The 13,296-nt window shown below is 68.1% G+C and carries 9 protein-coding genes and 1 tRNA gene; 5 read left to right on the top strand and 5 right to left on the bottom strand.

Annotated elements, in window-relative coordinates; all coding sequences use genetic code 11:
* Positions 1-77 precede the first annotated feature (77 nt).
* From otsB to CFP71_RS19915, 3 genes are all read right to left on the bottom strand, one after another.
* Positions 78-2,606 (bottom strand): trehalose-phosphatase, encoded by a 2,529-nt coding sequence (gene otsB / locus CFP71_RS19925; protein WP_093935376.1) that lies wholly within the window; start codon positions 2,604-2,606, stop codon positions 78-80.
* 37 nt (positions 2,607-2,643) lie between these two features.
* Positions 2,644-4,083: an alpha,alpha-trehalose-phosphate synthase (UDP-forming) gene (locus CFP71_RS19920; protein WP_093935375.1), complete on the bottom strand. Its 1,440-nt coding sequence runs from the start codon at positions 4,081-4,083 to the stop codon at positions 2,644-2,646.
* 95 nt (positions 4,084-4,178) lie between these two features.
* Complete coding sequence (locus CFP71_RS19915) at positions 4,179-5,744, bottom strand: threonine/serine exporter family protein (RefSeq protein WP_093935374.1); 1,566 nt, start codon at positions 5,742-5,744, stop codon at positions 4,179-4,181.
* A gap of 149 nt (positions 5,745-5,893) precedes the next feature.
* Here CFP71_RS19915 and CFP71_RS19910 point away from each other — a divergent pair, with 149 nt between their 5' ends.
* The 3 genes from CFP71_RS19910 to CFP71_RS19900 all read left to right on the top strand — a co-directional run bounded on the left by CFP71_RS19910 (position 5,894) and on the right by CFP71_RS19900 (position 9,095).
* Entirely contained in the window at positions 5,894-7,468 is a 1,575-nt protein-coding gene (locus tag CFP71_RS19910; RefSeq protein WP_425266628.1) for an alkaline phosphatase D family protein, read from the top strand.
* A gap of 44 nt (positions 7,469-7,512) precedes the next feature.
* Positions 7,513-7,585, top strand: a tRNA-Thr gene (locus CFP71_RS19905).
* Between the two features lie 115 nt (positions 7,586-7,700).
* A complete protein-coding gene (locus CFP71_RS19900; RefSeq protein ID WP_244199755.1) occupies positions 7,701-9,095 on the top strand; it encodes a site-specific integrase in 1,395 nt (464 codons plus the stop codon).
* A 3-nt stretch (positions 9,096-9,098) separates the two neighbouring features.
* On the opposite strand, the gene CFP71_RS19895 is transcribed toward CFP71_RS19900, so the two are convergent.
* Complete coding sequence (locus CFP71_RS19895) at positions 9,099-9,902, bottom strand: protein phosphatase 2C domain-containing protein (protein ID WP_093935373.1); 804 nt, start codon at positions 9,900-9,902, stop codon at positions 9,099-9,101.
* Positions 9,903-9,907: 5 nt separating this feature from the next.
* On the bottom strand, positions 9,908-10,738 hold the full coding sequence (locus CFP71_RS19890) for a hypothetical protein (protein ID WP_093935372.1): 831 nt from the start codon (positions 10,736-10,738) through the stop codon (positions 9,908-9,910).
* Between the two features lie 157 nt (positions 10,739-10,895).
* Here CFP71_RS19890 and CFP71_RS44225 point away from each other — a divergent pair, with 157 nt between their 5' ends.
* Positions 10,896-11,201, top strand: coding sequence for a helix-turn-helix domain-containing protein (locus tag CFP71_RS44225; protein WP_167406197.1), 306 nt, complete (start codon positions 10,896-10,898; stop codon positions 11,199-11,201).
* A partial coding sequence (locus CFP71_RS19880; RefSeq protein ID WP_143267125.1) for a type IV secretory system conjugative DNA transfer family protein occupies positions 11,201-13,296 on the top strand: 2,096 nt, incomplete at its 3' end. The genes CFP71_RS44225 and CFP71_RS19880, both read left to right, overlap by 1 nt.

Here is a 13,296-nt window from a genome sequence, read left to right as displayed (position 1 = left end):
CCGGCGCGACGCCTCCAAGTACATGAAGGCCCCCTTGCTTGCGCCAGGCGCAAGCAAGGGGGCCTTCATGTACTTCTCTACTTGGACAGCAGGTTCGCGCAGCGGATCAGCCCGATGTGCGAGTACGCCTGCGGGTGGTTGCCCAGCGAGCGTTCCGCGATCGGGTCGTACTGCTCGGGCAGCAGGCCGGTCGGGCCCGCGGCGTCGACGATCTGCGTGAACAGCTCCTCGGCCTCGGTGCGCCGCCCGGTGAGCAGGTACGCCTCGATGAGCCAGGCCGCGCAGATGTGGAAGCCGCCCTCGCCGCCGGGGAGGCCGTCGTCGCGGCGGTATCGGTACACAGTGGACCCACTGCGCAGTTCCGCCTCGATCGCGGTCACCGTCGACTGGAACCGCGGGTCGGCCGGATCGATCAGCCCGGTCAGCCCGACGAACAGTGACGCGGCGTCGAGATCCGTTCCGTCGTAGGCGGTGGTGAAGGCCTGGACCTCTTCGTTCCAGCCCTTCGACAGCACGTCGGCGGAGATCTCGTCACGCAGCGAAGGCCACGCGCCCGGCACCTGACGGCCGTAGACTTCGCCCAGCTTGATCGCCCTGTCGATGGTCACCCAGCACATCACCCGCGAGTACACCCGGTGGCGCGGCACGTGCCGCTCCTCCCAGATGCCGTGGTCCGGCTCGTTCCAGCGCCGCGTGACGGCCTCGGCCATCGCGCGCACCAGCTGCCAGTCCTCGTCGCGCAGCCCGCCGCGCGCTTCCGCCAGCGTCTGCACGAGTTCGACGACCGGGCCGAAGACGTCCAGCTGCACCTGGTGGTTCGCCAGGTTGCCGACGCGGACCGGCCGCGAACCGGCGTACCCGGGCAGCGATTCGATGACCGCTTCGGCACCGATCACGCTGCCGGACAGGGTGTACAGCGGGTGCAGCCGTTCCGGACCGGCCAACGTGGCCAGCACGCCGTGCAGCCAGCGGAGGTAGCCTTCCGCCTCTTCGGTCGAGCCGAGGTGGACCAGCTCGCGCACGGTCATGGCCGCGTCGCGGATCCAGCAGTACCGGTAGTCCCAGTTGCGGACGCCGCCGATCTCCTCCGGCAGCGACGACGTCGCCGCCGCGAGCACGCCGCCGGTGTCGGTGTTGACGAGCCCGCGCAGCGTCAGCGCCGAGCGGCCGACGAGGTCGGTCTGGACGCTGGGCAGTTTGAGCGTCTGCGCCCAGGTGCTCCAGTAGTCGCCCGCCCGGGACCGTCGCTCCACTTCGGACAGTTCGTGCGCGCCGAGATCCGAGGTGCCGCAACGGAGTTCGAGCACCACCGGGTTCTCGGGAGTGGGGGTGACGAGCGCCGACGCGGTGTCGTTCATGCCGTCGGAGGTGATTTCCCACTTCACGCCCGGCGAGCGCAGCGCGAACGGCTCCGAGGTGCCCTGGACCAGGATCCCGTCGCCCTCGGCGACCAGTTTCACCGGCACGCCACCGAATTCGGGCCGCGGCGCGAACACGACCTCCGCCGCCGTCTCGCCCGAGATCACCCGGACGAGATCCGTGCGGTGCGCGGGGCTCTCCGGTTCGAGGTAGTCGGTGACGAGCAGCCGGGACCAGCGGGTCTCGACCGTCATCGTGTTCGGCAGGTAGCGCTGCCCGAGCGGCAGGCCGTTGCGATGCGGCTTGATCGAGAAGTGTCCCGCGCCGGCGCCGCCCAGCAGGTCCGCGAACACCGCGGGCGCGTCGGGGCCGGGGTGGCACAGCCAGGTCAGCCGGGCGTCCGGCGTGACGAGCGCGACCGATCGTTCGTTGGCCAGCAAGGAAAGCCGCTCGATCGGCGGCGCCTGCTCGCCGTAGAGCCAGTTGCGCCGCTCTTCGAGCAGGAAGGCGAGCGCCATCGCGACGTCGACGGTGTCCGGGACGCGGTACTGCGCGAGGCTTTCGCCCTCGCCGACCTTCACGCCGAGGTCCGGTCCGGAGATCCGGGCGAACGCCTTCTCGTCGGTGACGTCGTCGCCCAGGAAGACCGCCGCGGTCGCGCCGACCTGGTGGCGCAGGGTGTCCAGCGCGCGGCCCTTGTCCGTCTGGACGACCGCGAGCTCGACGACCTCCTTGCCGTCGGTCGTGGACACGCCCTCCCACTTCGAAGGTCCATTGTGGACATCGCGCAGGACGCGGCGGCCCGCCTCGTGCTCGGCCCGGCGGACGTGCACCGCGATGCTCGCGGGCTTGACCTCGAGCGAGACGCCCGGCACGTCGAGCACCAGGTCTTCCAGCTCGGCTTCGAGTCGTCTGTGGAGCTCGCGGGCCTTGTCGTCGAGCGCGTGGATGAAGCCGATGTCGAACTCGGATCCGTGGCTGCCGACCAAGTTCACTTCGGCGGGGAGACGGGACAGGGTGGCGAGATCGCGCAACGCGCGGCCGGAGATGACCGCGGTGGTCGTCTCGTGCAGGCCTGCGAGCGACCTGAGTGCGCCTACCGATTCGGGCAGCGGCCGGGCTTCGTCCGGGTTGGCCGTGATCGGAGCCAGCGTGCCGTCGTAGTCGCAGGCGACCAGCAGCCGCGGCGTGCGGGCGACCTGAACGATCGCTCGCCGCAGCTCGGCGGGCAGTGCCTCGGCGGTCAACGATTCTCCTCGAGCTATGCGGGGTATGGGGGAAGTCTCAGTCGGCCGGTTCGGCACCGAGCGCCTGGAGGAAAGAGCGCGCCCAGCGGTCGACGTCGTGCGTGAGGACTTGGCGACGCATGGCGCGCATACGGCGGCGGCCCTCTGCGGGGTCGAGCGTAATGGCTGTCTCCAAGGCGTTCTTCACCCCGTCCAGGTCATGCGGGTTGACCAGTAGCGCACTGGTCAGCTCCGCCGCGGCGCCGGCGAACTCCGAAAGCACGAGCGAGCCGCCCAGGTCGTGGCGGCAGGCGACGTACTCCTTGCAGACGAGGTTCATCCCGTCACGCAGGGGGGTCACCACCATGACATCGGCCGCCGAAAAGAACGCGGCCAGCTCCGTCCGGTTCACGGACTGGTGCAGATAATGCACGACCGGGTGACCCACGCGGGCGAATTCGCCGTTGATCCGTCCGACCATCTGCTCGATGTCGCCGCGCATCCGCTGGTAGTGCTCGACGCGTTCGCGGCTCGGGGTGGCCAGCTGGACGAACGTGACGTCCTCCGGACGGACGCGGCCTTCGTGCAGCAGCTCGTGCAGTGCCTGCAACCGCAGGTCGATGCCCTTGGTGTAGTCGAGCCTGTCGACGCCGAGCAGGACCTTCTTCGGGTTGCCCAGGTCGTGCCGCAGCTGGGCGGCGCGTTCGGCGACGCCCTTGGTCTTCGCGAGTTTGTCGAGGCCGATGGCGTCGATGGAGATCGGGAACGCGCCGACCCGGACCGTGCGGTCGCCGACCTGCATCAGGCCGGGGCGGGTGCGGATGCCGACCGCGCCGCGGCTGGATTCGAGACCGGCCAGCTGCCGCGCCAGCCAGAGGAAGTTCTGCGCGCCACCCGGCCGGTGGAAACCGACGAGGTCGGCGCCGACCAGGCCGCGGACGATCTCGGTCCGCCACGGCATCTGCATGAACAACTCGACCGGGGGAAACGGGATGTGCAGGAAGAACCCGATCCGGAGATCCGGGCGCAGTTCGCGGAGCATCGCCGGGACCAGCTGGAGCTGGTAGTCCTGGATCCACACGGTCGCGCCCTCGGCGGCGACCTTCGCGCTCGCCTCGGCGAAGCGCTTGTTCACCCGGACGTAGGACTCCCACCAGCTCCGGTCGAACACCGGCCGCGCCACCACGTCGTGGTACAGCGGCCAGAGCGTCGCGTTGGAGAAACCCTCGTAGTAGTCGCGGACGTCGTCCGAGGTCAGGGAGACCGGGTGCAGAACCAGGCCGTCGTCGTCGAACTCGTCGACCTCGACGTCGGGCACACCCGGCCAGCCGACCCAGGCACCCTTGCGGGACCGGAGGAACGGTTCGAGCGCGGACACCAGTCCGCCGGGGCTCGCCGTCCACCGCCTGCTCCCGTCGGCGGTCCGTTCGAGGTCCACCGGGAGCCGGTTCGCCACCACCACGAAATCCGCGGAGGCCGTCCTGCTCGTCTCGGCCATTGCTTCGTCCACCAGCCGCTCCCTCAAACTCGCGGGTCGCTGCCCTAAGGGGAAACCCTATCGCGCGAGGAGGTCGCGGGCCGGTGGCCGAGCGATCACTCCAAGCGTCGTTCGGCGGGTTCCATCGGCCCCGCCATCCGCGGCCCGGCGAATTTGCGTTCGAGCCTGCCGAGCCCCGTGCGCACCGGCTGCGCGAGGTATTCGCCGAGCACGACGCCCGCTGCCAGGGCGAGGCCCACGGCGACGGCCGTCATGAGCGTCGAGATGTTGCCGCCGGGCTCGACGCCCAATTGGTATAGACCACGATAGGTGGAGAGACCGGGGAGAAGGGGCGTGATGCCGGACACAGCCACCACGAGGGGCGTCACCTTGAGCCGCCTGGCGAGCACGCCGCCGCAGAATCCGACCAGCGTGGCGGCGATCGCCGACGAGCTCACGCCTTCGAAGCCGGTCACCATCAAGGCGCCGTAGACCGCGCCGCCGACCGCGCCCGCCGCTCCCGCGACGATCATCGCGCGCAGGGTCGAATACGAGGCGAACGCGAAGCAGGCCGAAGCGCCGATGCTGCCGATGATGATGATCGGCAGGTCCTGGGGCGTCGAGGAGACGACCTCGGGCAGGGGGGTGAGTGGCATCTGGATCAGCTTCGCGATCTTCAGGGCGAGTACGACGCCCGCGATCAGCCCGGCACTCATCAGCGCCGTTTCCATCGTGCGCCCGGCCGCCGTGACGTAGTAGCCGGTGATGGCGTCCTGCACGGCCGAGACGGTGGAAAGGCCGGACAGCAGCACGGTGACGGCCGCCGCGACGACCAGCGTGGGTTTGTCCGTGGTGAGCAGTCCGCTGCTGACTATCGCCATCGCGGACAAGGTCGCGACCAGGCCGCCGATCACCTGCTGGAAGAAGAAGGGCAGCGCGTAGCGGTTCAGGAAGCGGCCGAGCCGGTCGATGACGGCGCTGATCACCATCGCGACCAGCGCGACGTCGATGCTGCCGCCGAGGATCAGGGTGATGAACGCGGCCAGCCCGCCCCAGGCGGCCGTGGCCACCCAACGCGGGTACGGGTGCGGCGCGGTGGTGATCCGCTGGAGTTCCTGCTGGGCCTCTTCGGCGCCGATGTTCCCGCGGACGATCCGGCGGACCAGGGTCTCCGTCTGGGTGAGCCGCGTGTAGTCGAGGCTGCGCGAGCGGACCACGCGCAGCGCCGTCACCGGTGCCATGTCGGTGCCGCGGTGGCAGGTCACCGTGATCGACGTGAAGATCACGTCGACCTCGCAGTGCGGGAGGCCGAGCGCGGAGGTCAGCGCGATGATCGTCGCCGTGACGTCGGAGGCGCCGGCGCCGCTGGACATCTGGACCTCGCCGATGCGCAGGACGAGATCCAGGACGAAGTTGACCGTCGTGTCGTCGGGCGGCTTCGGGCCCATCGCCTCTTCGCCGTCGACGGCGGGCTGCTCGGCCGTCGGGGCTTCGAGGATTTGCCAGGCGCGGCGGCGCAGCAGGTTCGGCCGGTGCGAGCGAGCCTGGTGGATCGATCGCTCTCCGTCACGTTGGCGCGGCGCTTCCAGCAGCCATTCGCCGCGTTCGGGTGTTTCGTCCTGGTTCTTTTCGACACCGCGTTCGCCGCGCTGGGCCCTCTTGGTGTGCTCGTTGATCTTCATGATCGATCCACCTCCTCACTCGTCTCATAGGGACTTTCCCGAGGACCATCGGGGCCGGCGCCCTGACTGTTGCAGGAAACTTGAAGTGGCGTCCGCCACGTCCGAGGAAGATCATCGTGACGTCGCCGGTCTGCGGCACACTGACGGGCATGGCGTCCTCTTTGAGCAGGCGATCCATCCTTCGCGCGGCCGGTGTCACGACGACCGGGACAGCGGTGGCATTCACCCTTTCGGGTGCATCTAGCGGGGCGGAGCCCCCGGTTTTCGCGCACGGGGTGGCCTCGGGTGACCCGATGCCCGATTCGGTGCTTCTCTGGACTCGGGTCACCCCCTCGCCCGAGGCGATTCCGGGATCCGGAAAAGGCGTGGCGGTGGACGTCCGGTGGGAGGTGGCGAAGGACGCCGGATTCGCGGACGTCGTCGCTCGCGGTCACGTCCGGACCGGGCCGGAGTGCGACCACACGGTGAAGGTGACGGCCGGCGGGCTCCGCGCGTCGACCGGGTACTGGTACCGGTTCACGTCTCAGGGGAGGGTCTCGCCGACCGGGCGGACGCGCACCGCGCCTTCGCACGACGACGACGTCGCGAGGCTGCGGTTCGGCGTGGTCTCTTGTGCGAACTGGGCTGTCGGTCACTTCGCCCCCTACGGCTATCTGTCCGGCCGCGACGATCTGGACGCCTTCATTCACCTGGGTGACTACCTCTACGAGGGAGATCCCAACCCTGCTGGTGATCTTCGGCCCTCGGTACCGCCCAACGAGTTGATCACCCTGGCGGATTACCGGCAACGCCACGCGATGTACAAGACCGACGAACAGTTGCGGCGGCTCCACGCCCGCCATCCGATGATCGCCACCTGGGACGACCACGAGGCGGCCGACAACGCCTGGTCCGGCGGCTCGCCGTCACACGATCCGGCGACCGAGGGCAGCTGGCGCGATCGGATGCGGGCGGCGCACCAGGCGTACTTCGAATGGATGCCGGTGCGGCATCGCGGCGACCGGCTGTACCGGCGGCTGAAGTTCGGGAGGCTGGCCGACCTCACCATGCTGGACCTGCGGACCTACCGGACCCAGCAGCCGGGTCCGGCTTCATCTTCGGTGGAGGGCACGATCCTCGGCGCCGAGCAGCGGCGCTGGTTCCTGGACGGCCTCGCGCGCGGGACGGCGTCGTGGAACCTGATCGGCAATTCGGTGATGGTCACGCCGCTGAAGATCCCCGCATTGCCCAGCCGCGAGAAACTCGCCCTGGACGGCCTGCTCGACGGCCAGCCGACCACGGTGAACACCGACCAGTGGGACGGCTACACCGCCGACCGCCGCCGCGTCCTGGACACCATCGCCGCGCAAGGGCGGGGCAACACGGTGTTCCTGACCGGCGACGTCCACTCGTCCTGGGCGAACGACGTGCCGCAGGACGGGACGAGCGTCGCGGTGGAGTTCGTCTGCCCGTCGGTCACCTCCGACAACATCGACGAACAGCTCGGCGTCCCGCCGCGGACCGGCTCGCTCAAGGTCGAAGCCGCGATCCGCGCGCTGAACCCGCACGTGCGTTTCGTCGAGCTCGACTCGCACGGGCCCTGCGTCCTGGAAGTGACACCGGAGGCCGTTCGGATGAACTGGCACTACGTCGCCGACCGTCGCGATCCGGCGACCGCCGTGACGTTCGCGCACGCCTTCCGGACGGTGGCCGGGGAGCCCTGGGTGCGGCCTGCGGAGGGTTGAGGGGGCGCCGATATACTGGGCTCGCCCGGGCTGTCCTGGGCAAGGCCGCTATAGCTCAGCTGGTAGAGCATCTGTCTTGTAAACAGAAGGTCAGGGGTTCGAGCCCCCTTGGCGGCTCAAGATCAAACCTCTTTCTGACCAGCCAATTCCGGTTCAGGCAAGTCCTCTTTGCGTGTCATGAAGTGGATCTTGGTCCACAATTTGGTCCACCGGGCTTGCTAGCCTGAGATGCGTGGTGACCACGGGTTCGATCGAGGGCGGGCGACAGCGCGGCAGCATTCGCCGCCATCGTGACTCCTTCCAGGTGCGAGTGTCCGCAGGGAAAGACCCCGCGACGGGGGAGCGGATCGTTCTCACGGAATCGGTGTCGATCGAGAGGCCGGGAAACGAGCGGTCCGAGCGTGCAGCACTGAAGGAAGCTGAGAAGGTCCGGACGCGGCTCCAGCATGAAGCAGACTCCTTGAAGGTCGCTCGGACAAGGTCGACCTTTGGTGCACTCCTTGATCAGTGGCTTCCGCAGGCGGAGATCGATCCCACGACCCGCATGAACTACGAGTGGATGATCCGGGATCACATTCGTCCTGTGCTCGGCGATCTTCCGTTGGTCCTGCTCATGCGAGACGCGCCCGAGCGCCTGGAGAAGTTCTACGCGGACCTGCGGCGCTGCCGACAGCGTTGCGACGGGAAGCCGTTCGTCGAGCATCGAGTCGCCGGAAAGCACGAATGTCGAGTCGTGATGAAACATCGGCGGAGAGCTGGGCGACCGACTGCCGATGAACTGGCTAACCACGACTGCGTATCGACAGGCTGCGAAGTGGTTGAGTGCCAGCCACATGTGTGCAAGCCCTACTCGACCTCCTCGATTCGCTCGATCCACGGAGTCATTAGCGGCGCGCTAAGTGCCGCAGTGCGTTGGAAGCGGATCCCGTACAACCCGGCGCCGAGTGTTCGCTTGCCCACTAAACGGAAATCGCAACCTCGCCCGCCGTCGAGTCAGGAGATGGCCCGAATCATCGAAGCTGCGCACGAGGTCAGCCTTGAGTGGGGGACGTATGTCTGGCTGTCCGCAGTGACCGGTGCTCGCCGCGGCGAGGTCGCAGCGCTTCAGTGGGAAGACGTCGACCTCGACGCAGCGGTCGTGACCCTCGATGAGAACTACGTCCGAGGGCCGGACGGGATGATTCTCAAGGACACCAAGACTCATCAGGGGAGACGAGTCTCGCTCGACCCTGAGACCGTGCGCTTGCTCGAACAGCTTAGGGCGGCGACGATTCGGCAGCTGGCCAGCCTGGGGCTCGCGCTGAGTGGAGAAACCTGGGTCTTCTCGGCGCAACCTGACTTCAGCAAGCCCCGGGACCCCAGTTCGCTAACTCGCCGGTATGGCCGTCTCGTCGGGAAGCTCGGCGTGAAAACGCAGCTCAAGGAACTCCGTCACTACTCAGCGACCCAGCTGCTTACCGCCGGCGTGGACCTTCGGACGGTAGCCGGTCGACTCGGACATGGGGACGGCAGCACCACGCTTCGGCACTACGCGGCGTGGGTCGGAGCTGCCGACAAAGCCGCAGCGGAAACGATCGGTAGCACGATGCCGAAGCTTCGGCGGTCCGGGTCCACATCCGACAACTAGGGCTTACAGAACGACTGCGGCCAAGGCCTTGTCGTCGCTGACCTTCGCTCGCGGGAGTGCGCGGCCGTTCGGGTCGTCTCGTTTCTCCCAAGCGGCGCAGATGTCAAGCAAGTTCCCCAGCTCAGCTTCACTTCCGTGTGCCAATTGTGCCCAGTTCGCGAGTCCTAAGTGGAGCATTGGACTATAAGCTCCGTCGGTCGCGAGCACTGCCCACGAGGTTTCCTTCCGGGGAACGGTCCGCACTATTGCCTCAAACGCGGCATCTGGGTCTGCCTCAGCTATCCAGTACCCGCCCGGGCGATTCCGCCGCTTCCGCTGCTCGCGTTGCAACGCCGCGAGCAACTCGCGGTGCCGAGAGTCGTAGCCGTAGCCCGCTGCCACTCTTTCGCGGTACGCCTGGTGCTCAGGAATCCCAAGCTTTGAGAGTCGAGTGTCGGTCAGCATGCTGACCTCATCGCTGTCCGCACCGTAGTAAATCGCGCTGTCGCCCAAGCAGAGCAGGTCAATATGCCTTTCGCGGGCGCGGAGCAAGCTGACCGTGCTGGACGGCGAGTTGCCCGGGTGAAGTCCGAGTCTGCTTGCGGTGTCTCGGATCGCACCAGCGACGACCGTTCTCAGATCGACGTCCTGCTCCTGCTCGAGGTGGGCTTTAATGGCCGCAGCGAGGTGGTCGACGTAGAGACCAGTCGATACGTCAACGGGTTCGAACGCGCTGGCTCCATCGAGAACGAGCGCCATGTTCTCGTTCGCTGCGACTCGGTCCTGGCTTTCCGAGGAGCGCGGCGTCTGGGCTGTAACCGTCCGCATTCGCGTCACCACCTGTAGGGGCCTGCAACAAGTTCGCTCGATGTAACCGTTGTGTCGCTTGAAAAGCCGCACTTGACGATCATGCTGAACGAGACGTCACCTTGCTTCGTGAACAGGTCTCTCACGTTCGTTTGCAGATAGTGCAGTACACCACTGGAGCCAACCGCGGTGATGCCCGCAACGTGGATCACTACGCGATCTCCCTCGCGGTGACGCGCGAAGTAGCCGAACTCTTCGTCGCGAGGAGGCTCTTGGAGCCGAGGTGAGAAGTAGCGTTCGCCCGAGTCATGATCGTCGATCCGCCAGCGTTCGTTCTCACGTGTGAAGCCAAGATGGGCGTCTTGGGCGAGGAGGCGCGATCCGACAGGGGCTGAGCGCGGGCCACAGATGACGATCGCGTCGCCCGCCGGCGGCGTTTCCAGATCCGGTTCGATGTTGAAGGTCTCGGCGACCAGGGAGAGGCTTGTAAGGATGCCTTCAGCCTGCGCTTGAGCAGTCATGTCCGCAGCGTCGACGTACGTCCGCATCCGGTGGTCGGTGCCATGCCGGAGCGGAACTCCAACGCTCACCGGTCCCACGCCGAAGAACGCGCGCTCCGGAGCGGGCGCGCTGCCTCGGATTTGTGTGATCCGCCCCTTCGTGATGCCGAGCGCTTTCGCGATCTCGGTGTAACTCAAGTTCAGATCGCGGTGCGCCTCCTCGATGGCCGCCTTGCGCACGCGCGACAGCTCCGTGGCCCGCTGCTGGTACTGGGTTTGCAGCTCGGCCGCGCGCCGCGCACGGCGGATGGGGTCGCGGTCTCCGCGTACGGCGTCGAAGTCGTCTACATCCGCCATGGCGGACAGTTTAGAGGGGGTTGACACCCCGTGCCGAGGCGGCCTACTGTGCCGTTTATCCCCCCTAAACGCACGGACGCCTATAGTGCGGCTTCAAGTGTTTAGGGGGCATAAACACCGGGCGGAGTGGCCGCCGGTGATGGCGAAGGGCTCTCACGTGAACTACGCACTCCAGGCAGGCAGGTCGGCAGAAAACCCGCGCGTACCTGCATCGATTCGAACCGAACCGACCTTCTACAACGTTGCCGAGGCGGCCGGATTGTTCCGCCTCGACCAATCGACGATGTATCGCCACCTGCGTTCCGGCAGCTTCCCTGGGCTCAAGATCGGCGGACGCTACGTCGTGCCGCGCGTCGTCGTCGAGCGCCTGATCAATGACGTGTTGGCAATGGGCCAGTGCGTCGACGTCGCCGATTGGGCCACTCGCTGGCGCGACTCGGCAACTGCTGGGGGTGCGGCCTGATGCGCACGTTCGGGGCTCTTCTGACGGCGGTCGTGTTGATCGCGCTGGGGAATCTGCTGAGTGACTGGCATGTGAAAGCGGCTGTGGTGTGGCCGTGGTTCGTGGTCGCGGGTGTGGCGGCCGGCGTGTTCGGTCTGGCGGAGCTGGTGAAGGGGAACGCGGCACGGCTGGTGACCGTCGCGGCCGGGCTGACGGGCTTGTCGGTCTGGTTCGCGGGCTGGGTTCCCGAGGAGACGCCGGGCTACGACGTATGGCCGTGGGGTCTGCTGTTCGGTGGCCCGGTGCTGGCGGTCGCGGCGTTTGTGGGCCTGCGGGGCCGGAATGGTTCGGCGGGGTTGATCGGGAGGTGGTCGCGTCGGTCGCGCCGGAATGGTGGTGTGGCGTCGCGGTGGCAGATCTGGCGGGTGGCGTCGAAGTCGGCGATGCGGCGTAAGGCGAAGGTGCTGAAGCCGGGGTTGAAGCGGGCGATGTGGTGGACCCGTCGCCGGGTGCCGGTGGGCGAGTATGCGACGGCGGTGGCGCGGGTGGGGTTTCAGCGGATCTGGTCGCCGGTGGAGGACGTGACGTTGCGGCTGGGTGGGCCGCGGTCGGGGAAGACGGGGGAGCTGGCGTGCCGGATCCTCGACGCCCCGGGCGCAGTGATCGCCACCAGCACGCGGACGGACCTGATCGAGCTGACCGCGCAGCTGCGCGAGCAGCAGCACGGGCCGGTGTTCGTGTTCAACCCGTCGGGGCTGGGGAAGCTGGACTCGACGATCACATTCGACCCGCTGGCCGGGTGCGAGAACCCGGTGACCGCGACGCACCGCGCGTCCGATCTCTTGCCCGACGGCGGCAGTGACGAGCGGGAGCATTGGGTGTCGCAGGCCCGCCGCGCTTTGGCGACGCTGATGCACGCGGCCGCCCTGGGCGGCCTGGACATGGTGGATGTGCAGTCGTGGGTGGCGGACCCGGAGGGTGCGGCGGATGAAGTGCTGCGGCTGCTGCGCCGCTCGCCGGAACCGGCGTTCGAGACCACCGCGCGGCAGTTCCTGACCACGAACGACCGGACCCGCTCGTCGATCACGACCACGATCATGCCCGCCCTGGGGTGGCTGACCGACCCGACCGCGAGGGCCGCGGCCACGGGTGGCGCGTTCGACGTCGCCGAACTGCTCGACACACGCGGCACCGTCTACATGCTCGGCGCCGAGGAAGGCCACACCGCCCCGCTGGTGGCCGCGCTGACCTCACACATCGCCCGCGAGGCCCGCCGGATCGCCTCCGAATCCCCGGGCGGCAGGTTGGACCCGGCGCTGACGATGGTGCTGGATGAGGCGGCGCTGATCTGCCCGGTTCCGTTGGACAACTGGACCTCGGACATGGGTGGCCGCAACATCACCATCCACATCGGAGCCCAGTCCCGCGCGCAGCTGCGCAAGCGGTGGGGCGACACGGGGTGCGCGGCGATCCTGACGAACTCCTCGACATTGCTGGTGCTGGCCAACCAGAAGGACCCGGACGATCTGCAGGCGTATTCGCTGCTGACTTCCGACCGGCACGAGATGGTCGCCACCGAGGACAACGACGGCAACGTCACCGGGCGCACGCCGCAGCGGGTTCCGGTGCTGTCGCCGGGGCAGATCTCGCAGCTGCCGGAGCTGCACGCGGTGATCGTGCGCCGTGGGATGCCCGCCGCGATCGGGACACTGCAGATGGCGTGGAAACGCCGCGAGGTCAAGGCGATCGAACGCCGCTGGCGCCACGCCGAGCTGATGATCCGCTGGGCCGACCGCCGCGAACTGTGGGCGACGAGGGCCGGGGCGTTCGTCGACATGCTCGCCGACCGCGTCGAGCCGTGGGTCGCGCGTGCGCAGGACTGGGCCGCCGAGCGTCGGGCCGGTCGTGTCGAGGCGGTCGTGCCGCCGCAGGCCGAGCACGAGGCCGGGACGGTTCGGGTCGAGGCCGTGTGCCCCGACGGCGACCCGGAACCCGCCGCCGGCGACCGCGCCACGGATCCGCTGGCCGCGCTGGACGCCGAGCTCGACGCGCACATCGCCGGGACGGGCGAGGTCCCGGGCGCCGATGAGCGCGGGGAGGGGCGGACCCGATGCAA

The organism is Amycolatopsis thailandensis (assembly GCF_002234405.1).
Classification (GTDB): Bacteria; Actinomycetota; Actinomycetes; order Mycobacteriales; family Pseudonocardiaceae; genus Amycolatopsis; species Amycolatopsis thailandensis.
The sequence above is the reverse complement of the archived record's forward strand: the minus strand, read 5'-3'. Positions and strand labels throughout refer to the sequence as shown.